Genomic DNA, 20,522 nt, shown 5'->3' with positions numbered 1-20,522 from the left:
GGCATCGGTCCGAGAGAGCTAACTGTAATAGTATAACATTACAAGCGGCCTTTCGGTCGCAGGCCCCGGCCAGGTCGCGAGAAACAGGCTTGGGAGCAGAAAGACTTATCCGATCAATACGATACTATGGGCGCGTTCCTCGGAACGCGCCCATCCTTAGAACGTTCGCCCCTTGCAATCGCGCGGCGTCATGCGCGGCAGCTTTGGAGTCGCGGCCCATGAACCCGCTTACAGGCAGCCCACTCGCGTCCTGGATGACCGGCACGATGTGGTGGGCCGAGATCATGACCAAAGGGCTGGAGAAGCGCTGAGCCCTCATGCCGCCTCGTACGAACCGGCTATCCACGTGCCGCTTACCTCGAGCGCATCGTTCAGCGCAACAAGGTCAGCGCGCAGCCCAGGCGCGATGCAGCCGAGGTGGTCGTTCAGCCCGAGAAACGCGGCCGGTACGATCGACGCCATCGCCAGCGCCTGGCCAAGAGGAAGCCCGAGCGCTTCGACCACGTTTCGCACCGCGCTCGCCATGTCGAGATCGGAACCTGCGAGCGTGCCGTCCTCCGTCATGAGCCTGCCGCCGCCGCGCAGTATCCTCCGGCCCTGAAGCACGAACTCGTCGACGTCCGTACCGATCGTGGACATCGAATCCGTCACCAGCATCACGCGCGAAAAGCCCTTGGCCGCGATCGAGGCCTTCATGGCCTCGGCCGAGACGTGGTGCATGTCGACGATCAAGCCGCAAAACGTCACCCGTTCCGAAAGCGCCGCGCCGACGGGGCCCGGCGCCCGGCCGCCCATCGGAGGCATGGCGTTGAAGAGGTGCGTGTAGCCAGTCATCCCGGCCCGGCGCGCCTCGTCCAGCGTGGCGGCGTCCGCCTCGGTATGCCCAGCGGCAACCTTGGCGCCTGCGGAAGCGAGCCGCGCGACCGCGCCCTGACCGACCATCTCCGGCGCGAGCGTGACGAGCGTCGCGCCGGCGCGGGCCTCGGTGAGTAACGCCAGGTCGTCGTCTTTGGGCGCCCGCATGAGCGCAGGGTCGTGCACGCCCTTTCGGGCGGGGTTGAGGAACGGCCCTTCGATATGCACGCCCAGCACCCCGGGGACCGACGCTCGGACCGCTTGGTCCGATGCGGCTAGGGCGGCCGCCATCCGTTCTGATGTGTCGGTGATCAGCGTGGGCAGCAGGCCCGTCGTCCCGAACCGGCGGTGGGCGCGGGCGATGGCCGCCATCGCGGCGGGAGAGGGATCGTCGTTCAGCAGAACGCCGCCGCCGCCATTGACCTGCACGTCGATGAAGCCTGGTGCGAGCAACCCTTCGACGACGATCCGAGCGACTTCCGACGGCATGTCGGCGTCTGCGCCGACGGCGGCGATGCGCTGGCCGTCGACCAACACGACCGCGCCGTCGCGGAATGCCTGGCCGTCGAACAGGCGTTGCGGCTTCAGGACGAAGCGGCTCATGCGGCGTCTCCCAGGCGGGCGAGCGCGATCGCGCCGTCGGCGGCGTCCGACGCCGGCTCCACGAGAGCGGCGCAGGCCTGTTCCGGAAGATGGGACGCGAGCGGGGCAGCGAGCCCTCCGACCAGCGCGACCCGGTCCACGCCAAGTTCGAGCAGGCGCATGACGAGGGCGCCGATCTCGGCCGCAGCTTCGTCACGGAGGCGCGCGGCTTCGGCGTCCGCCGCGGCGTGCTCGAACGCCAGTGGGGCAAGTCGGCCGTAATCTGCGGGGCTCGCGCGCCCGCACCAACTCACCGCCGCCTCCTGGTCGCCGCCGAGCGCCAGCAACGCGCTTTCCGAGAGCGTTCCGCGCGGCGCCATCCCATCCGCCGCTTTCAACGCATGCCGTACGATCGCGCGGCCCAATGCCGCCCCGCCGCCGTCGTCGCTCGCCTCGAAGCCCCAGCCCCCAAAGCGCCATTCCCGGCCTCGCAGACGCCCATAGGCGACGCTCCCCGTTCCGGCGATCACCACGCCGCCGTCACGTCCCTCATGCGCGCCGAGGCAGGCGGTCGTAAAATCGGTCGTCAGCCGAAGCGAGCGGAACGGGTGCGGCTCGGCCGCCATCGCCGCCATGTCCGCGGGCTGGCAGACCCCGGCGAGGCCCGCGCCGGCGTGAAGCGATCCGAGAGCGGTCATGGGCAGGCCGGCAATAGCGAGGGCGGCGCGGCTCGCGGCTACAATGGCGCCCATCGTCGCGCGCGCGCCGCGCCGCGCGTTCGCAGAGCCTGCCTCGCCCTCGCCGAGAAGCGACCCGGCATCGTCCCGGATACGGGCGCGGCAGCGCGTGCCGCCGCCGTCGACGCCCAGATAGAGGCGCGCCTCAGTCACCGGGAACTCCGCGGAGTCGACGGCGTTTGAGCTTCAGAGAGGCCCGGAAGGCGCAAAGCGGGGAAAGACGTCATGACGGACAACACGCTGAGGCGATTCGAACGTCGCCAGGTAGCGGTAGAATATGGCAGTTCGGCCGCCATCGTCGCGATGTGGGGCATGGGCCTGTGGGTGATCGCGCAGCTCCTGCTGATTTGACGCGCCAATCGGTCTCGAAGCCATGCGCTAACAGCACGAAGGACGATGCGATGTCGATCGCGCGCGCAATCCTGGCGCTGACCCTCGCTGGCGCCGTCCTGTTTTCCGCCGAAGCCGCTTTGGCGCAAAGCTCGGGCGGAGGAGGATCTGGATCTAGCGGCTCCTCAGGCGGCGCTGCGGGTTCTGCAGGCGGGAGTGTTGGCGGCGGCGCTTCCGGCGGCTCGCCGTCTTATTCGCAGGCGCCCGGCGCGGGCGACGTCATTGGCGGCGGGTCTGGCTCCGCGGCGGGCGTGACTGGGCGATCGGGCGGCGGCGTCGGCAACGCCAACAGCGCCAACAACGTCGCAAGCGGGCCGGCGGGCTCTGGCGGCTCCGAGCCGAAATCCCGCTACGTCACCTGTCCCGACGGGTCGCGCGGCGATCTTAACGCAGGCGGATGTCTAGGCGGCAAGTGACATCGCAGGCCGCGGACCCGTCCGCCGCTTGACTCGAGCCTCCCCGAAGCGGAAGGACGTTCGCCGAAAGACGAAGGTCCTCACGGGAGACTCCATGTCGTTCACTCTCGCCAAGACGGAACGCCTCGCCGCCATTCTGGCGCAGGTCCCGGTGATCCCCGTTCTGACCTTCAATGACGTTCAGAGCGGCGTCGAGACTGCGAAGGCGTTACGGGACGGCGGCCTGACTGTGCTCGAGATCACGATGCGAACGCCCCAGGCGCTCGACGTGCTGACGGCGATCGTCAACGAGGTCGAAGGCGTGACGGTTGGAGCGGGCACCATCCTCGAGCCCGAGCACGTCCAGAAGGCGATCGCCGCCGGCGCGGCCTTCCTTGTCAGTCCCGGTTCGAGCTCGCGCCTTCTGGCTGCGGGCGGCGAGGCGCCGATTCCCTATCTGCCGGGCTGCTCGACAGCGTCGGAAGCGATGCACCTCGCCGAGCGCGGCGTAACCTTCGCGAAATTCTTTCCCGCCGGCCCCGCGGGCGGCGCGCCGTTCCTGAAGTCGCTGGTCGCCCCGCTTCCGGAGCTTCATTTCGTGCCGACCGGCGGCATCGACATGGGCAACGTCCGCGACTACCTCGCAATTAAGAACGTGGTGTGTTGCGGCGGTTCCTGGGTCGCGCCGCAGCAGGCGATCGAAAGCGGCGACTGGGCGGCGATCAAAGCGCTGGCGTCCGAAGCCTCCGCGCTGAAGGCGCGCTGAGCCGCGTCTCTGGCGCTGGCGCTGGCGGACACTACCTCCGGACGGTCAAAGGCCGTCTATGAGGAACCGCTCCGATGATCGACGCCAAGAAAATCTTGGACCAACTGCTCGGCTCAGGCGGAGCGTTCGGTTCTCCCGCACCCACCAGATCACATGGCCGGCCGGGCGAATCCGGCGGCTATGGAGGCAGTCGAGGTAACGATTACGGGAGCCCGCCCTCCAGCGGCGGGGCCGGCGACATCCTCTCCCAGGTCCAGGATCTGGCGCGCGGGAAGCTCGGCGGAGTAGCCGGCGGCGCTATCGCGGGCACGCTCGCCTCCGTCCTGCTCGGCGGCGGAAAGAGCAAAGGACCTGCGCTCGGCGGCTCGGCCATGCAGCTCGGCGGCCTCGCGATCCTCGGCGGGCTCGCTTACAAAGCGTGGCAGAACTATCAGCAGACGCAATCCGCGCCGTCGCAGCCGACGCCGCAGGCTGGGCCGGTGCCGATCGCGCCGCCCCCGGCGGAGACGCCGTTCCAACCCAACTCCCCGAACGAGGAGCAGAGCCTCGGCCTGCTGCTCGTGCGCGCGATGATCGCGGCCGCACGCGCCGACGGGCGCATCGACGGCGAAGAGATTTCCAAGATCCGCGAGGGCCTGAGGGCGTCCGGCGCTGATGGCGACGAGCAGACCTTCCTGCTGGAGCAACTCGGCCGCCCCGACGACCTCGATGGACTTGCCGCCGACGCCCGGGGACCGGAGCTCGGCTCCGAGGTCTGGCTTGCGGCGCGGTTGACGATCGATCCCGATACGCCGTCCGAACAGGAATTCCTCCGGCGTCTGGCCGAGAAGCTCGGCCTCGATTCCGGCCTCGTCGCCCATCTCGAAGGGACGGCGAGCCAGGCCAAGCAGTCCGGCGTATCGGCCGGCTGATCCGGAACCTCCGGACGCGCTCGCGGGTTTCGACGGGGAGTTCCTGTCGAAGCCTGCGAGGTTCACCCATGTCCGAGACCCCGATCACCCCAAAGCTCCGCGAGCGCGCGAAGAAGCTCTGGATCGACGCGGGAAGCCCCGCAGGACGCGAAGACGATTATCTCGAGCGCGCCCGCGAACTGGCGGGGATGGAGTCGAGCCCTGAAGCGGGCCTGGAGCCGAATCCGCTCGCCGACGGCGTGGTCACTCCCGCCGAGCGCGGTGAGCCTGTCGAAGAAGCGTTTCTGCAGGAAAACCTCGGCGAATTTCCCGGTTTGCAAACCGACCAGGGCGATCGTCCGCACGCCCCGACCCGGGAGGACTGAGGGCAAAACACGGAACATTCGCCAGCGCTATTGGTTGTCCAAATGAAGGCTGGCGCCGGTTTTCGCGCCGCGCGGTCGGATCTTTGGTCCGATCGAGCGCTCTTAAACAAGAAGGAGTCTCACGATGGCTAATCGCCTCGACGGACGAAAGATCGCCATTCTCGCCACTGACGGATTCGAGCAGGTCGAGCTCACCGAGCCGATGAAAGCTCTCAAGGATGCTGGCGCGACCGTTACAGTCGTCAGCCCCAAGTCAGGCGAGATCCAGGGCTTCAAGCACGACGAGCCGGGCGACACGGTGAAGGTGGACCAGGACTTGTCCTCCGCTGACCCCTCGTCGTTCGACGGCCTTCTCATCCCTGGCGGCCTCTTCAATCCGGACGCTCTGCGCGTTGACGAGAAGGCGAAGGCCTTCGCGAAGGCGTTCTTCACGGCCGGCAAACCTGTCGCCGCCATCTGCCATGGACCGCAGGTGCTCATCTCTGCGGGCCTGGTGAAGGGCCGCAAGATGACCGGCTTCCAGTCGATCCAGACGGATCTCGCAAACGCAGGCGCGATCGTCTCCGACGAAGCTGTCGTCACCGACAAGGGCCTCGTTACGAGCCGCAAGCCCGACGACATTCCGGCTTTCAACGCGAAGATCATTGAAGAATTTGCGGAAGGTCGACATGAGGGGCAGCGCCGCTCGGCTGCTTGATCCCGAACCTGATCAACCGTTATGGAAGCGGCGGGCCTGATGGTCCGCCGCTTTTCTTTGCGTTGAGGCTCGTTCATGCGCCGTACGCTCTCCTGTCTGCTCCTGCTTTCCATCGCCTCGCCGGCGCTCGCCGCGCCGAAATCGTTCGAGGTCGCGACGAAGGTTGGTCGCTCGAACGTGAAGATGCGCATCGCGCTTCATCCGCAGGCCGACAAATGCTCGCCGAAGCAGATCGATCTCCTGAAGGCGAAGGCGCTCAAGGAGGGCTCCGAACACATTCGCGCGCATCTGGCCGAGGTGACTGCGCGGGCGAAGACCGACGCCAGCGGGCCCAAGGAATTCTTTGGCCTCGGCTATCTCGGCGGCTGTCCGGCGGATGGCGGCGCATGGATCGCGTTCCCGGCGCAAGGGCCGAACCGGGCGGTCGCCCGCTTCTCGCCGGGCGAAGGCTGGTCGCCGATGGCGCCGCTATGAGCGCGCCATTGCCGCGGGGATCTATGGTCACGGGCGGACCTGCGCGCCGGCCCTCGCCGATCACTCTGACAGGCCGCCACGTGCGCATCGGTCCGACCGATCCGGCGCGCGACGCCGCGGATCTTTTTCCCGAAGTGAGCGGGGCCGCGGCCGAGCGGCTGTTCGCCTATCTCTTTACCGGCCCGTTTGCGGACGAAGCGGCGCTGCGGGCGGACTTCGCCGCCTCGTCGGCCTCGCTCACGACTGTGCCGCTCGCGATCCGCGAGGCCGCGAGCGGCCGCACCGTCGGGCGCGCCTCCTATATGCGGATCGAGCCTGAGCACCGCTCCATTGAGGTGGGCTCAATTCTGTTTTCGCCGCAACTCGCGCGCACGCCAGCGGCGACCGAGGCGATGTACCTGATGGCGCGCCATGCTTTCGAGGATCTCGGATACCGCCGCTACGAGTGGAAGTGCGACGCGCTCAACGAGCCTTCGCGCGCGGCCGCGATCAGACTGGGGTTCCGATTTGAGGGAATCTTCAGCAAGCACATGATCGTCAAAGGCCGCAGCCGCGACACCGCGTGGTTTGCGATCGTGGAGGACGAGTGGCCCCGCGTGAAGGCGGCGCTCGAGGCGTGGCTCGACCCGAACAACTTCGACGCCGCCGGCGTTCAGATCGCGCGTCTCGCAGAGCTTAGGGAAAGGCTCTGAGGCTTCAGACGGTCTCGGAAGCGCCCTCAAATTCCGGTACGAGGACCTCGTCGATGTGGTCCATTGCGATGGAGCGGGAGGAGACGTTCTGGCCGAGCTTCCGCAGCAGCTTTCGGAGACGCTTGCGGTCCTTCGGGTCGAGCCCCGCGACGGCCTCGGCCTCGAGCGCGCGCCAGACCGCTTCGACCGCGGTCGCGCGCGCGCGTCCTTCGTCCGTCAGGCCGACGCGGACGGTACGGCCGTCGCCGTTCGATGCGCGCCGCTCGACGAGGCCCTGGGCGCTGAGCCGGGCGATCGTCTTGGACGCGGTCGGCGGCCGCACGCGGAGGCTGGTGGCGAGATCGCCCATGGTGCGCTCATCCTCCGCCAGCAGGGTCAGCACCTGTTCCTGCCCAGGGAACAAACCGATTTCACCTAGAAGCTGGGCGCTCCGCGCCCTGTGCAGACGGGCGGCATGCAGAAGCTCGAAGCCGACGGTTTTGGCGTAAGGATTATTCATCAATAGATCACTTTACGCGTGGTCTTAACTCTTTCGCGAACCTTATCTATACCTCAAATTACAATAATCGAGACTTGGAACTCGCTTTACGGTAAATTTTGCTGGAGGACGGCGGAGCGTTGACCGTGCGCCCAAGGGTTTTGCTCATCACAGCATTTGGGCAGTTCCACGGCGGGCCGAACTGCTCGGAAGCCTTGCTCCGCCTTCTCCAGGCGCGGCGCAGGATTCTCGCTTCCGAGTTCCAGGGGCGCATCGGCTTCGCCCTGTTTGATGTCGATACCCAGACGATCGAAGACGCGCTGTCGAAGGCGCTTCGTCGGGTCAATCCAAGTCACGTTCTCTTGATGGGCCAGGCGGCGGGGCGCGCCGCGCTCTGCCTTGAACGGATCGCTCGTAACCGCCGAGACTTTGGCGTGCCGGACTCGGCCGGGCGTAGCGGCCCGCTCGGTCCGGTCAGAGAGGGCGGTCTCGCCGAGCGCATCGCGAACTGGCCGGACCTCGAGGGCGCTGTCGCTGCGATCGAAAAAGAGAGCGTCCCGTCGATGGTCTCCGACGAGGCGGGCGGGCACCTCTGCAACCAGACGCTCTATCTCACGCTCGAGGCGGCCGAACGCGAACGCGACGGCTTCGTCGCGACCTTCCTGCACCTGCCGCTTCTCCCCGAACAGGTAGCGGCGGGCGTCCCGGCCGCCCAAGGCGAAGCGCTCCCGACCGTGCCTCTCCGCGAAATGGCGCGTGCGGTCCGCGCCGTTCTGCGGCATACCCGGCCTGCCGCGTGACGCGGCGCCCGCCACGACGGAACCGCCTTCGATGCCGCTGATGCCGCGCCGCCATTGGATCGACATGACGACCGAGGAATTTTCCGCCTCGAATACGTCAGGCTGGATCGCGGTGTTGCCGGTGGCGGCCGTGGAGCAGCATGGGCCGCATCTGCCGGTCGGCGTCGATGCGATGATCGGCGAGGGCTATCTCGCCCGCGCCGAGAGGCTGCTTCCTGACGATCTGCCGGTGACCTTCCTGCCGATGCAGATGGTTGGGGCGTCGGTCGAGCATGCCGCCTTTCCGGGCACGCTCTCGCTCTCGCCCGAGACCGTGATCCGGGCCTGGATCGAGATCGGCGCGTCGGTCGCGCGCGCTGGCGTCCGAAAGATCGTGCTGATGAACAGCCATGGCGGTAATTCCCCCGTTCTCGACGTCATCGCGCGCGCGCTACGCGTCCAGCACGGCATGCTCGCGGTCACCACCAACTGGCACCGCTTGGGCTACCCCAACGCCCTGTTCTCGGGCGACGAGATCCGCCACGGCATCCATGCGGGCGAGATCGAGACGTCGCTGATGCTGGCGTTCCGCCACGAGCTCGTGCGGATGGATAAGGCCGAGCACTTCCGCTCCGGGACCTACGACATGGAGCGCGACTTCGCGCAGTTGCGCGCCAGCGCGCCGGCGGGCTTCGGCTGGATGAGCCAGGATCTGCACCCGGCGGGCGCCATTGGCGATGCGGCTTCGGGGACAAAGGAGACCGGCGAAGCCGCCGCCGAGCACGGCGCGCGCGCTTTCGTCGAGCTGCTCCAGGACGTCCACCGTTTCCCGCTCGAGAGGCTGGGCAAGGGTCCGCTGGATCTTTGACCGCTCGACAACCAGGACCGGCCGCCGGATGATGGCGGCCGCCTTAAACTGCGACGAACAGGAGGGCTTTTTGGATACGCGCCAGGACGAGAAGCTGATTGAGGGCCTGAAGGTCCTCGAGACGGTCGAGAGCGACAACGTGCTGCGCTGGGACGGGCAGGCCCTCTATGTCGAGCAGGACGTCTACCACAACGGCCAGCTGGTCCACCGCAAGTACCGCCGCAAGGTGACGGCCGAAGTCGCCCGGGTCCTGCTGAGCGTGGTCGCGGGAGCCGGCAAGGCCTGAGACTCACCCCTTCAGGAAGGCCACGATCCGGTCGTTGGCCGCCGCTCCGTTCGGTTCAGGCAGCGACGTGTGGACGTGGGCGGAGCCCGGCCAGATCGACAGTTCCGCCTTCCGCCCGGCCGCTGTCCAGCGCGCCGCCATGAACAGCGTGTCGTCGATCAGCGGGTCGCGCGTGCCGCAGGTGAACAAGGCCGGCGGCATGCCCGCAAGATTGGCGTAAAGCGGCGAGATGTCGGGATCGGCGAGACTCTGGCCGTTCTGCACGTAAGCGGCCGCGAACAGGCGGAGATCGCGCGTGCTGAGGATCAGGCGGTCCTTCTCTGAGCATCGCGCGCTTGGGGTCAGTCCGAGGTCGAAGCTGCCGGCGGTCAGGTTCGCGGCGGAGAACGGCGTCAGGCCGTGGCGGTCGCGCAGGCGGAGCAGCGTAACGGCCGCGAGGTTCGCGCCAGCGGATTCGCCGCCGATCGCGAGGCGCTGGACGCCGAAGCGCGGTGCGGCCTCCCGCACGAGCCAGAGCGCCGCCGCCTCGCAGTCGTCAGGAGCGGCGGGGTAGGGGAATTCGGGCGCGAGCCGGTACTCGACCGAGACGCAGGCGAGGCCGGCCTCATCGGCCAGGCGGTCCAGCCTCGGGTCGTCCTGATCGGCCGAGCCGAGGGTCCAGCCGCCGCTGTGGATGTGAAGATAGGCGCCGGCCGGTCGCGCCGGGGCGATGATCCTCAAGGGCAGTTTGCCGCCCGGCCCATCGATCTCGATCGTCTGGGCCCGCGCGCTCGGCGGCTCGATCACGAAGGGCGTCTCGCCCTGCTGTCGGCGGGCGCGCACCTCCCGAGGCCCCAGCGCCCAGATATCCGGCGCGTTCCGCCCCTTGGCGATGAGCGCCTCCGCGTGGGCGACGGTCTCCTTCGGCGCTGCGCCGGGGGAGAACCATGCGGGGTCGATCACGAGCGGCTTGGACATCCGTTCCTCATTCCAGCGTCGTTCGGAGGCGCCATCATGCTCGGCGTCGAACGGGACTTCATGACTTTCACGCGAGCCGGGCGGGCGGTAAAACCCGCGGCGGCTTCGACGGCCGGCAAATGCGCCCTAGCATGCATGAGATGGCTTCCACCGACATCCGCTCCGGCGCCGCGGACCATCAGGTCATCGCCCGCATTTCGGTCCGCACGCGTGGGCCGGGCCTGACCGACATCACGCGCGAAGTCGCCGACGCCTTGAGCAAGGGTGACGCCGGCGACGGGCTCGCCACCATCTTCGTCCGGCACACTTCGGCGTCGCTCCTCATCCAGGAGAACGCCAGCCCGGAAGTGCGCGAGGACCTCGTCGACGCTTTGGCGCGGCTGGCGCCGGAAGACGCCGGCTGGCGGCACGATCTCGAAGGGCCGGACGACATGCCGGCGCATGTTAAGGCGATGCTGACCGGCGTTTCGCTCTCCATCCCAGTCATCGACGGTCGGCTGGCGCTTGGGACCTGGCAGGGAATCTTCCTGATCGAGCATCGCGCGCGGTCCCATGAGCGCGAGATCATCGTGCATTTTCTGGGTTCGCGCGGGAGCTGATCGGCCACTTTCCGCCCTTAAGGCTGGCGTTAAGCTGCCTTTGGTATATTCGACTTGTGAATAGAGGCGTTCTAACGCATCGCTTCCGTGCGTCTGCAAGATTAAGAGTCAGCTATGAGCACCGCCGAATCTTACCGCCTGCTGATCGCCGACGATCATCCGCTGTTCCGTAGCGCGTTGCGTGAGGCCATGTCGGGCGGCGCCGCCGTAATCACGGAAGCCGGCTCTTTCGACGAGGCTTCCAAGGCGCTCGAAGCGGATTCTTCGATCGACCTCGTCCTGCTCGACCTCAACATGCCGGGCGTCAGCGGCTTTTCCGGCCTCATGTATCTCCGGGCCCAATACCCGGCGGTCCCCGTTGTGGTCTGCTCGGCGAACGAAGATCCCAAGGTCATCCGCCGTTGCATGGAGTTCGGCGCATCGGGCTTTATTCCTAAGACGCTCGAAGTCGAGAAGATGCGGGAAGCCGTCCGCGTCGTGCTGTCGGGCGAGGAATGGACCCCGCCGGACATCGACCTCGGCGCGGCCGGCGACGACGAGGCGGCCAAGGTCGCGGCGCGCCTCGGCACGCTGACGCCGCAGCAGGTCCGCGTGTTGATGATGCTGAGCCAGGGCCTGCTCAACAAGCAGATCGCTTATGAGCTTTCGGTCTCGGAAGCCACGGTGAAGGCGCATGTCTCCGCGATCCTTGCCAAGCTCGGCGTCGAAAGCCGCACCCAGGCCGTCATCGCGGCCTCCAAGATCGAAGCCGGCCAATGGCCGGAGCGCGCGCCGAGCTGAAGGCTCGACGCCTCTTCCTTCTCTCCGAAGCGAATGCGCTCTCGTCGATGACGAGCGACCTGTTCGGCCCCTCTCCGCATGCTGGAGAGGGTAAGGGTAAGTTCGCGGTTACGGCTTCGGAAGGAGCCTCGTCCGCCGGGAGAGCGCCCTCAATCCCGAAGAAGCCTCATCCGTCCGCCGCTTCGCGGCGGCCCCTTCTCCCGCTTGCGGGAAAAGGGGAGATCTACTCCGCCGCCGCTCTGCTCGTCGATAGCTGCGCCAGAAGCGCCCTGAGCGCGGCGGGTTTCAGCGGCTTCACCAGCAGCCGTATGTCCTTGGCTTCCGCCTTCTCGCGGACGCCCGGCGAGCGGTCGGCGGTGACGAGCACGCCCGGCACGGCGCGGCCGAGCTTCCAGCGCATGTTGACGATGGTCTCGACGCCGTCGGACTCGTCGAGGTGATAATCGGCGATGATGACGTCCGGAGCCGCCTTGCGCTTGGCGAGCGCGCGCTCGGCCTCGCGCTGGTTGGTCGCGACGATCGCTGCGCAGCCCCAGCCCTCAAGCAAAGTGATCATGCCTTCGAGGATCGCCGGCTCGTTGTCGATCGCGACGATGGTGAGGCCCTTCAGCGCCGAATTGCGCTGCGGCGCGATCACTTCGACCGGCGCCGTCACCGGCATTGGGGCCGACGTTGGCGTCTCCAGCGCGAACACCGAGCCGACGCCCGGCGTCGAGCGCAGCGTGATGGGATGTTCGAGCATGCGCGCGATGCGCTCGACGATCGACAGGCCGAGTCCAACACCCGGCGCGACCTTGGCGCCCTGTTCGAGCCGCTTGAACTCGCGGAACACCAGCCGCTGCTGGCCCGAGGCGATGCCGAGGCCGGTGTCCCATACCTCGATGCGCACGCGCCCTTTCAGCCTGCGGCATCCGACGATTACGCGTCCCGACGGCGTGTATTTGATCGCGTTCGAGACGAGGTTCTGCAGTACGCGGCGCAGCAACCGCCGGTCCGATCGCACGGTCAGGCTCGTCGGCAGGACCTTCAGCTTCAGACCCTTCTCGGCCGCGACCGGCGCGAATTCTCGGGCGAGCTGGTTGGTGATCTCGTCGAGCCGGAAGCTTGTCAGCTCCGGCTTCATCACGCCGGTGTCGAGCCGCGAGATGTCGAGAAGGGTGGAAAGAATCTCCTCGACTGCGTCGAGCGAGGAATCCACGTTGCGGGCGAGCCGGGCCTGATCAGTGCCCTCGACGGCGCGTTCCGACAGGCTGGTCGCGAACAGCCGCGCGGCGTTCAGCGGCTGAAGGATGTCGTGGCTCGCAGCCGCCAGGAAGCGGGTCTTCGAGATGTTCGCTTCGTCGGCCTCGGTCTTGGCGCGGGCGAGCTCCTGGTTGAGGCGGGTAAGCTCGCGGGTGCGCTCGCGGACTCGGCGCTCCAGCGTCTCATTGGCGCGCTCGAGCGCCTCCTGAGCCTCCACCGTCTCGGTAATGTCGGTGTATGTTGTGACCACGCCCTCGTCCGGCATGCGCGCCGAGCGGATCTCGATCACCCGGCCGGAGGGGAACAGGCGCGTGCGGAGCGTCTCGAGGCGCACCACGAAGCGCTCGATGCGGTCCGCGATGAACTCGTCCGCCGAGACCGGGCCATAGAGGCCGCGGGCGGCGTTGAAGCGGAAGATCTCGTCGAGGCCGACGCCGAGATGGATCATCTCCTCGGGTAAGTCGAACAGTTCGCGGAACTCGCGGTTCCAGCAGACGAGCTTCATCTCGGCGTCGATCGCGGTCACGCCCTGGCGGGCGTGGTCGAGCGCGTTCTGGAGCACGTCGCGGTTGGACTGCATGGCGGCCGAGGCGTCGTCGAGCAGTTGCAGCGCGGCCGTGCTCGTCACCGCCCGCTGGGTGAGCTGCATGGAAAGCACCAGCCGCGACGCCGCCGGGCCAATCGCGGAGGCAAGCAGCCGCTCGGCGAAGCGTAGCGTCTGCAGGTCGGCCTCGGTCTCGGCCGCGTCCGGCTCGCCGCCGCGGGCGATGGCGAAGCCGCGGAAGGCGGTCTCGGTTTTCTCCGGGCCGAGATAGCGCGCGACCGTCTGGCTGAGCTCGGCGACGGTCGCGCGCGTTCGGCGGCTTCGCAGCATCGCAGGCGTGGTCGCTGAAACCGGCGTCTCCTCGAAGAAGGCGACGGCCTGCTGCCGTTCGATTGGGAATGGCGCGCGGGTGAGGGACGCGGCGACGAAGGCGAGGGCGTTCACGGCGAGACTGACGAGCAGGCCATGGGTCAGCGGATCGGAAAGGCCGAGCCCGAACATGACGTGCGGCCTCAGCCAGCCGACGCCGAACGGCCCCTCCGTCAGCACGGATCCGAGCGCGGGCACCTGGGAGGCGATGGCCGGCAGCATCAGCGTCCAGGCCCAGGCCATCATGCCGGCCACAATTCCAGCCACCGCGCCGCGTCCTGTCGCGCGTCTCCAGAACAGGCCGCCGAAGAAGGCGGGCGCGAGCTGCGCGATCGCGGCCATCGAGATCATGCCGATCGCGGCGAGCTGCGCAGCCCCGGTCATGCGGTGAAGCAGATAGGCGGCCAGGATCGCCGCCACGATCGCGACGCGGCGCAGCACCAACAGCCGCCGCGTCATGCTTTGCCTGCGAGCGCGGCCGCGCAGCAGGATCGGCATGGCGAGGTCGTTCGAGACCATGATCGCGAGCGCGACGGATTCGACGACGACCATGGCGCTCGCGGCCGACAGGCCGCCGATGAAGGCCGCGCCGGTGATCCAGACCGAACCCGCCTGGAGCGGTAGCGCGATCACATAGGCGTCGGGCGAGACGCCGCTGCCTGAGGGGAAAGCAAGAAGCCCGGCAAGCGCGATCGGCGCGACGAACAGGCCGAGCAGAAGGAGGTAGAGCGGAAACGCCCAGGACGCCCGCTTCAGCTCGAGATCGCTCCGGTTCTCGACGATCGCGACGTGGAACTGCCGCGGCAGGAGAAGGAAGGCGGAAAAGGACAAAGCCGTCAGCGCGATGAACTGCGCCGGCGCCGGAAACTCGCCGAAGGATGCGCCGACGCCGGCCTCCCGGGCTTTCGCGATCAGGTCGCCGGGCCCGTCGTGCAGCGCGAACAGGACGAACAGACCAACGGCGGCAAAGCAGACGAGCTTCACCACGGATTCGGTCGCGACCGCGAACATCAAACCGTCCTGCCGCTCCGTCGGCGCCACCTGGCGGGCGCCGAACAATGCGGCGAACAGCGCAAGCGTGGCCGCAGCGGCGAAGCCCGGATCGATCGCGAATACGGCGCCGGGCCCCGCCAGCATCTCGAGCGACGTCGAGATCGCCTTGAGCTGGAGGGCGACATAAGGCGTGACGCCTGCAATGGCGGCGATCGCGACGAGGCCGGCGACGACCTCGCTCTTGCCATAGCGGGCGCCGATGAAGTCCGCGACGGACGTGATGTTGTCGGACTTTGCGAGCCGGACGATGCGGCGGATCGTCGGGCCGAACAGGATCAGCGCCAGCGCCGGGCCGACCGATAGCGCGACGAAGCTCCAGCCCGTCTGGGCCGCGAAGCCGACCGCGCCGAAGAAAGCCCAGGACGTGCAGTAAACCCCGAGGCCGAGCGCGTAGATCCACGGGCGCAAAGGGCCGGCGAGCCAGAACGGCCGTTTCCCGTCGGCATAGGCCGCGAGCGCGAAAAGCGCGGCGAGATAGAGGATGGCGACCGCGACGACGACAGAACCCAGCAAGGCGATGCTTCTCCCCGGGGCTTTTCCGGTAATTTGCGAGCCTCGAGAATTAGCAGCTTTCACGCGCCGGGTGACGAAAATCCCGGTTGTCTGAAGGCGCGCTTTGAGGTGCGTTCAGGCCGAGCGCGCACGAGCGCTGCAGCAGCGGAGAGGGGGGACGACGGATGTCGATGATTCAGGAATTCAAAGAATTCGCGATGAAGGGCAATGTCGTCGACCTCGCGGTCGGCGTTATCATCGGCGCAGCCTTTGGCAAGATCGTTGAAAGCCTGGTCAGCGACATCTTCATGCCGATCGTCGGCGCAGTGGTCGGCGGTCTCGACTTCTCGAACTACTTCGTGGGCTTGTCGTCCGCCGTGACCGCCAACTCGCTGGCGGACGCCAGGAAAGAAGGTGCGGTCCTCGCCTATGGGAACTTCCTGACCATCACCATCAACTTCCTGATCGTCGCCTTCATCCTGTTCCTCGTTATCAGGGGCGTGAACCGGCTGAAGCGGAGGGAAGAGGCCAAGCCCGCCAGCGCTCCGGAGAAGCCTGAAGACGTGAGGCTGCTTTCCGAAATCAGAGATCTTCTAGCGAGCGGCCAGACGCGTCCGTGACGGTGGTCGAGCGCTTCGTGCTCCACACAACGGCGCTGCGTTCGGCGGGCATGACGCCGCGGAGCGCTGCCTTGTCGGAAGCGGTTTAGGGTTTCGTGGCCATGTCGACGATGCGCGCGCCGCCCTTCACGTAGATCCCGTCTAGACGGCCCGGAGTTCGGTCAAAAGCCGTCGAACGCCGAAGTGTCCCCGAAACCTTGTGGCGCGAAGGCTGTGCCCATTCAGCAACGCGTCGCACAGAATGGCGTTGGTTCCTCAGATCCACAGGGAGCGACTGGGAAGACAATGTTGGAAAACATGATGATGCTGTTGTTCGGAATCTCCCTCACGGTGTTCGTGTTGACGAGACTGAACTCCGGTCTGTCACGCGCCGACCGCCGGCGCCTTACCTCGACCTCGGCCGACTGAACTCTGCGCGCGCCGCCGGATTGGCCGTCTCGGCCATTCCGACGGCGCGACGCTTAAGCTTGCGGCGCGGCCCACGGGGTCGCAGCCCCAATCGCGGAGAGAGCCGCCTCGGCGATTGCAATGTCCTCCTGGTCGTTCGCCGAACCTACGCCGATCCCGCCGACCGTCTGCCCGTCGAACACGATCGGCAGCCCGCCCGCCATCTGGGTGATCCGGCCGAGCGATGCGAAAGCGAGGCCGACGGCGATCTCGGCCGGCACCTTCGGAGTCGGACGGCGATGCGAGGAGGCGGTCAGCGCCTTCGAGCGTGCGGTCTCGATCGACAGGAAGCGCGCGCCGTCCATGCGCACCATCGCGAGATCGCAGCCGCTTTCATCGACGATCACGATGTTGACCGGCGCGTCGATCTCGATCGCTTTGGCGACGCCGGCTTCGATCATCCTCAGAGCGCCGGTATGCGTGAGCTTGGGCGCGAGACGAACCGCTTCGCTCAAGACAGTTCGCCCTGCACGCCTTCGACCAGGTATGTCTGTGCGTTCAGCGCCGCGTCGTAATTGTCGATGGACTGACCGGCCGCGACGATCTCCACCCCCTTGTTGCTCTTGATCGGACCCACGTAGACCGGCTTTCCGGCGGTCAGATCGGCCACAGCGACGTCGGTCGCTTTGCGAGCCTCCGGCGTCGCGCCGGCGCCGTACGGGGTGACGCGCACCATGTCCTTGTCGAAGCCGCCGACCTCAATGTTCGGCAACGGCTGGCCCTTTGACAGCAGGTCCGCGAACTTCTTGTAGATCGTCTCGTATTTGAGCTCCGCGCCCGTGACGAAGCCTTTCGGCGCGAGCGATGCCTGATCCGCGTTGTTACCACAACTCTTGGCGCCGCGGGTCTCGCAGGTCTGGATGATGACTTTGGGGCTGTCGACCTGACAGGCGATCACGTCGCAACCGCTGTCGATCAGCGAATTGGTGACCTCCGCCTCGCGCACCGGCAGCGCCCAGTCGCCTGTGAAGACGAGCCGCACGGTAGCGTCGGGGTTCGCCTTGCGCACGCCGAGAGTGAACTCGTTGATCGAGCGGATCACGATGCCGATCGGCTTCGCCGCGATGAAGCCGACCTTGCCGGATTTCGACGACAGTCCCGCTGCGACGCCGGTCGCATAATGCGCCTGCGACAGCAGGCAGTAATAGCCGCCGAGGTTCTTCGGGTGCTTGTCCGCGCTCCACAGCGTCGTCGGGTGGCGGAACTGCACGTCCGGATATTTCTTGGCGAGATCGACCATGAACGGATTGAAGTAGCCGAAGGACGTTCCGAAGATCAGCTTGGCGCCATCGATCTCGATCATCGACTGCATCGTCTTCACGACGTCGATTGATTCCGGAACGCGTTCTTCCTCGACGACCCGGACGCCGGGCACTTTTTTCAGCGCATCGATCGCCACGGCGTGGGACTGGTTCCAGCCGAAATCGCCCTTCGGGCCGACATAGACCACGCCGACCGTCAGTTCTTCCGCCGCACGGGCGAACGATCCTGCGCCAAGCGTCGCCGCCCCGACGCCTGCCGCGCCGAGCTGGAGAAGGGCGCGGCGGTCGAGCCGAGCGAAACGGGCTGTATCTGCCATCACAATCCTCCGCCCGCGGCCATTCCGCGGCTGATCAGGACGTGATTTGTCGGAGGCAAGAACAAGAGATCAAGAATGCAATATAGGCAGCGTCCGGGCAGGAATTGGGCGCCGGTCGTCTGCGCCGTCGACCGCCATAAAGCCGACAAGCCTGGCTCCCTCCGGGAAGGCGCATGCGCCGCAGCCTGTGCGCTGTCCGGAGCCGTATGGCTGCGCTACATGGCCCGCCAAGCCGCTCGAGAGACTACCCCGCCCCATGCCCAGCCGCAGACTTTCGTCGCCTCCGCTCGACCGCCTTCCGCGGGTTTATCTCGGCGTTCTTCCGGATGACGCCGCATGACGCAGGAGGAGGTCGATCGCCTTCTCGCTCGGGTGCGGGCGCTGGAGGAAGAGAACGCGCGGCTGACCGCGGCGGAGAGTGTCGAACGCGCGCGGACCGACGCCGCGATCAGCGCGAGCGAGGACCGCTATCGCCTGCTGTTCGACGCGATCGACGAGGGCTTCTGCATCATCGAGTTCTTCGACGGTCCACACGGTCCGTCGAGCGACTACGTCCATGTCGAGGCCAACCCCGCTTACGCCCTGCACGCCGGCATCCCCAACGTCACCGGCCAGAAGCTGCGCGAGATGGTGGGCGAGGAGGCCGACGGCTGGGTCGAGCTCTATGGCGGCGTGCTGAAGACCGGCGTCCCGATCCGCTTCGAGCGCGAACTCGTCGCCACGGGTCGGCATCTCGAGCTTGCGGCCTTCCGCGTCGAGCCGCCGAGCCGGCGCCAGGTGGCGGTGCTGTTCCAGGATGTCACGGCCCGCAAGTCGGCGGAACGCGCGCTAAGGGAGCTCAACGAGACCCTCGAGGCCCGCGTCGCCGAGGCGATCGCGCAGCGCAAGCTGCTGGCCGACATCGTGGAGGGCGCCAACGCCTTCGTGCATGTCGTCGACGCCGACTTCGTCTGGCTCGCGATCAACGGCGCCGGAGCGCGCGAGTTCGAGCGGATGTTCGGCGTGCTGCCCAAGGTCGGCGACAACATGCTGGCGCTGCTCGAAGGCCGGCCGGAACAGCAACAGCTTCTCCGCTCGATCTGGGCGCGGGCGCTCGCCGGCGAGGAGTTCATGGAGCTCGCCGCCTTCGACGATCAGGCCGGCGAGCGGCGGCATTACGAGATGCGGTTCAGCGCGCTGCGCGACGCCGAGGGGCGGCAGATCGGCGCCTACCAGTTCGTCTACGACGTCACCGGGCGGCTGCGCGAGCAGGAGCGGCTGGCGGAGGCCGAGGAGGCGCTGCGCCAGGCGCAGAAGATGGAAGCGGTCGGCCAGCTCACCGGCGGCATCGCGCACGACTTCAACAATCTGCTCGCCGGCATCTCCGGCAGCCTGGAGCTGATGCAGACGCGCATCAGCCAGGGTCGGCTCGCCGACGTCGACCGCTACATGACGGCGGCCCAAGGCGCGGCGCGCAGGGCTGCCGCGCTGACCCACCGGCTGCTGGCCTTCTCCCGCCGACAGACGCTCGCGCCCAAGCCGACCAACGTGAACGCCCTCGTCCTCGGCATGGAGGACATGATCCGCCGCTCCGTCGGCCCCGCCGTCGAGATCGAGGTCGTCGGCGCCTCCGGCCTGTGGCCGACGCTGGTCGACGCCTCCCAGCTCGAGAACGCGCTGCTGAACCTCTGCATCAACGCCCGCGACGCGATGCCGGAGGGCGGGCGGATGGTCGTCGAGACCGCGAACAAATGGCTCGACGAGCGTGCCGCCCGCCGCCACGACATCCCGCCGGGCCAGTACATCTCGCTCTGCGTCACCGACACCGGCTCCGGCATGACGCGCGACGTCGTCGCCAAGGCCTTCGACCCGTTCTTCACGACCAAGCCGATCGGCGCCGGCACGGGCTTAGGCCTCTCGATGGTCTACGGCTTCGCCAAGCAGTCCGGCGGGCAGGTCAGGATCTATTCGGAGGTCGGGCAGGGCACGACGGTGTGCATCTACCTGCCGCGGCACATCGGCGAGGCGGAGGAGGTTGACGCCTTCCCCGGCATCGAGCCCGCCGCCCGCGCCGAACATGGCGAGACCGTTCTGGTCGTCGATGACGAGCCGACGGTGCGCATGCTCGTCACGGAAGTTCTGGAGGAGCTCGGCTATTCCGCGATCGAGGCCGGCGACAGCGCGGCGGGACTGAAGATCCTGCAGTCCGAAATCCGCATCGACCTGCTGGTCACCGACGTCGGCCTGCCCGGCGGCATGAACGGTCGCCAGATGGCCGACGCCGGCCGCGTCGCGCGGCCGGGCTTGAAAATCCTGTTCATCACCGGCTACGCCGAGAACGCGGTGTTGAGCTCCGGCAATCTGGAGCCTGGCATGGCGGTGCTCACGAAGCCTTTCGTGGTGGACACGCTGGGCGCCCGCATCCGCGAGATGATCGCGGGGACTTGAGAGGCGGACATGCGGCCGCGTTCCCCACGACGCTCTCCGGTAAGCCGCCGGCTTGTCGAACATAGGCGACGCCGGCTCTTTCCCCAGGACTGACAACCCGATCCAGCAACAGAACCTGACGACCCCGCCGAAACCGCG

At 67.4% G+C, this 20,522-nt stretch carries 22 protein-coding genes; 15 read left to right on the top strand and 7 right to left on the bottom strand.

The genetic code is table 11. The annotated features are described in order from the left end of the window. Nucleotides 1-315 precede the first annotated feature (315 nt). On the bottom strand, nucleotides 316-1,458 hold the full coding sequence (nagA, locus tag EYR15_RS11405; RefSeq protein ID WP_131003673.1) for an N-acetylglucosamine-6-phosphate deacetylase: 1,143 nt from the start codon (nucleotides 1,456-1,458) through the stop codon (nucleotides 316-318). Then, entirely contained in the window at nucleotides 1,455-2,327 is an 873-nt protein-coding gene (locus EYR15_RS11400) for a glucosamine kinase nucleotide-binding domain-containing protein (RefSeq protein ID WP_131003672.1), read from the bottom strand. The genes nagA and EYR15_RS11400 overlap by 4 nt, the downstream gene beginning before the upstream one ends. Before the next feature lie 72 nt (nucleotides 2,328-2,399). Between EYR15_RS11400 and EYR15_RS17300 the strand changes: the two genes are divergently transcribed. The 8 genes from EYR15_RS17300 (at nucleotide 2,400) to EYR15_RS11365 (ending at nucleotide 6,864) form a co-directional block, all read left to right on the top strand. Beyond that, complete coding sequence (locus EYR15_RS17300; protein ID WP_280987244.1) at nucleotides 2,400-2,525, top strand: hypothetical protein; 126 nt, start codon at nucleotides 2,400-2,402, stop codon at nucleotides 2,523-2,525. A 50-nt stretch (nucleotides 2,526-2,575) separates the two neighbouring features. Next, nucleotides 2,576-2,980 carry a hypothetical protein gene (locus EYR15_RS11395; RefSeq protein WP_131003671.1) on the top strand — a complete coding sequence of 135 codons (405 nt, stop codon included), beginning with the start codon at nucleotides 2,576-2,578 and terminating at the stop codon, nucleotides 2,978-2,980. 94 nt (nucleotides 2,981-3,074) lie between these two features. Beyond that, on the top strand, nucleotides 3,075-3,725 hold the full coding sequence (gene eda / locus EYR15_RS11390) for a bifunctional 4-hydroxy-2-oxoglutarate aldolase/2-dehydro-3-deoxy-phosphogluconate aldolase (RefSeq protein ID WP_131003670.1): 651 nt from the start codon (nucleotides 3,075-3,077) through the stop codon (nucleotides 3,723-3,725). 74 nt (nucleotides 3,726-3,799) lie between these two features. Further along, complete coding sequence (locus tag EYR15_RS11385; RefSeq protein ID WP_131003669.1) at nucleotides 3,800-4,636, top strand: tellurite resistance TerB family protein; 837 nt, start codon at nucleotides 3,800-3,802, stop codon at nucleotides 4,634-4,636. A gap of 68 nt (nucleotides 4,637-4,704) precedes the next feature. Beyond that, the gene (locus EYR15_RS11380) at nucleotides 4,705-5,001 is read left to right on the top strand and encodes a DUF2934 domain-containing protein (protein WP_131003668.1); all 297 of its coding nucleotides are present in this window, start codon (nucleotides 4,705-4,707) and stop codon (nucleotides 4,999-5,001) included. A gap of 124 nt (nucleotides 5,002-5,125) precedes the next feature. Continuing rightward, nucleotides 5,126-5,698, top strand: a complete 573-nt coding sequence (locus EYR15_RS11375) for a type 1 glutamine amidotransferase domain-containing protein (RefSeq protein WP_131003667.1) — start codon at nucleotides 5,126-5,128, stop codon at nucleotides 5,696-5,698. 75 nt (nucleotides 5,699-5,773) lie between these two features. Then, nucleotides 5,774-6,172 (top strand): hypothetical protein, encoded by a 399-nt coding sequence (locus EYR15_RS11370; protein ID WP_131003666.1) that lies wholly within the window; start codon nucleotides 5,774-5,776, stop codon nucleotides 6,170-6,172. Beyond that, nucleotides 6,169-6,864, top strand: a complete 696-nt coding sequence (locus EYR15_RS11365) for a GNAT family N-acetyltransferase (RefSeq protein WP_131003665.1) — start codon at nucleotides 6,169-6,171, stop codon at nucleotides 6,862-6,864. Before EYR15_RS11370 ends, EYR15_RS11365 begins: the two co-directional genes overlap by 4 nt. Nucleotides 6,865-6,868: 4 nt before the next feature. On the opposite strand, the gene EYR15_RS11360 is transcribed toward EYR15_RS11365, so the two are convergent. Then, nucleotides 6,869-7,363, bottom strand: coding sequence for a MarR family winged helix-turn-helix transcriptional regulator (locus EYR15_RS11360; RefSeq protein WP_131003664.1), 495 nt, complete (start codon nucleotides 7,361-7,363; stop codon nucleotides 6,869-6,871). A 344-nt stretch (nucleotides 7,364-7,707) separates the two neighbouring features. Here EYR15_RS11360 and EYR15_RS17175 point away from each other — a divergent pair, with 344 nt between their 5' ends. From EYR15_RS17175 to EYR15_RS11345, 3 genes are all read left to right on the top strand, one after another. After that, nucleotides 7,708-8,142: a pyroglutamyl-peptidase I family protein gene (locus EYR15_RS17175; protein ID WP_245498286.1), complete on the top strand. Its 435-nt coding sequence runs from the start codon at nucleotides 7,708-7,710 to the stop codon at nucleotides 8,140-8,142. 40 nt (nucleotides 8,143-8,182) lie between these two features. Further along, the gene (locus EYR15_RS11350) at nucleotides 8,183-8,989 is read left to right on the top strand and encodes a creatininase family protein (protein WP_205741637.1); all 807 of its coding nucleotides are present in this window, start codon (nucleotides 8,183-8,185) and stop codon (nucleotides 8,987-8,989) included. A gap of 70 nt (nucleotides 8,990-9,059) precedes the next feature. Continuing rightward, on the top strand, nucleotides 9,060-9,275 hold the full coding sequence (locus tag EYR15_RS11345) for a hypothetical protein (RefSeq protein WP_131003662.1): 216 nt from the start codon (nucleotides 9,060-9,062) through the stop codon (nucleotides 9,273-9,275). A 3-nt stretch (nucleotides 9,276-9,278) separates the two neighbouring features. Here the strand turns inward: EYR15_RS11345 and EYR15_RS11340 are convergent, their stop codons facing one another. Further along, nucleotides 9,279-10,232 (bottom strand): alpha/beta hydrolase, encoded by a 954-nt coding sequence (locus tag EYR15_RS11340; protein WP_131003661.1) that lies wholly within the window; start codon nucleotides 10,230-10,232, stop codon nucleotides 9,279-9,281. A gap of 140 nt (nucleotides 10,233-10,372) precedes the next feature. Between EYR15_RS11340 and EYR15_RS11335 the strand changes: the two genes are divergently transcribed. Continuing rightward, entirely contained in the window at nucleotides 10,373-10,831 is a 459-nt protein-coding gene (locus EYR15_RS11335; protein ID WP_245498267.1) for a secondary thiamine-phosphate synthase enzyme YjbQ, read from the top strand. 114 nt (nucleotides 10,832-10,945) lie between these two features. Beyond that, nucleotides 10,946-11,611: a response regulator gene (locus tag EYR15_RS11330; protein ID WP_131003659.1), complete on the top strand. Its 666-nt coding sequence runs from the start codon at nucleotides 10,946-10,948 to the stop codon at nucleotides 11,609-11,611. Between the two features lie 223 nt (nucleotides 11,612-11,834). Here EYR15_RS11330 and EYR15_RS11325 read toward each other — a convergent pair whose 3' ends face one another. Further along, nucleotides 11,835-15,332 carry a hybrid sensor histidine kinase/response regulator gene (locus EYR15_RS11325; RefSeq protein WP_131003658.1) on the bottom strand — a complete coding sequence of 1,166 codons (3,498 nt, stop codon included), beginning with the start codon at nucleotides 15,330-15,332 and terminating at the stop codon, nucleotides 11,835-11,837. Between the two features lie 170 nt (nucleotides 15,333-15,502). On the opposite strand from EYR15_RS11325, the gene mscL reads away from it, so the two are divergent. Then, nucleotides 15,503-15,931 carry a large conductance mechanosensitive channel protein MscL gene (mscL, locus tag EYR15_RS11320; protein ID WP_131003856.1) on the top strand — a complete coding sequence of 143 codons (429 nt, stop codon included), beginning with the start codon at nucleotides 15,503-15,505 and terminating at the stop codon, nucleotides 15,929-15,931. A 461-nt stretch (nucleotides 15,932-16,392) separates the two neighbouring features. Here the strand turns inward: mscL and EYR15_RS11315 are convergent, their stop codons facing one another. Continuing rightward, complete coding sequence (locus tag EYR15_RS11315; protein WP_245498266.1) at nucleotides 16,393-16,833, bottom strand: GlcG/HbpS family heme-binding protein; 441 nt, start codon at nucleotides 16,831-16,833, stop codon at nucleotides 16,393-16,395. Further along, nucleotides 16,830-17,957, bottom strand: a complete 1,128-nt coding sequence (locus EYR15_RS11310) for a BMP family ABC transporter substrate-binding protein (protein ID WP_131003657.1) — start codon at nucleotides 17,955-17,957, stop codon at nucleotides 16,830-16,832. The genes EYR15_RS11315 and EYR15_RS11310 overlap by 4 nt, the downstream gene beginning before the upstream one ends. Before the next feature lie 336 nt (nucleotides 17,958-18,293). Between EYR15_RS11310 and EYR15_RS11305 the strand changes: the two genes are divergently transcribed. Beyond that, nucleotides 18,294-20,384: a PAS domain-containing protein gene (locus EYR15_RS11305; RefSeq protein WP_131003656.1), complete on the top strand. Its 2,091-nt coding sequence runs from the start codon at nucleotides 18,294-18,296 to the stop codon at nucleotides 20,382-20,384. The last annotated feature ends 138 nt before the right edge of the window (nucleotides 20,385-20,522 follow it).

Origin of the sequence: Hansschlegelia quercus, assembly GCF_004310425.1 — a bacterium.
Taxonomy (GTDB): Bacteria; Pseudomonadota; Alphaproteobacteria; order Rhizobiales; family Methylopilaceae; genus Methylopila; species Methylopila quercus.
This window is presented reverse-complemented; position numbering and strand designations above follow the sequence as displayed.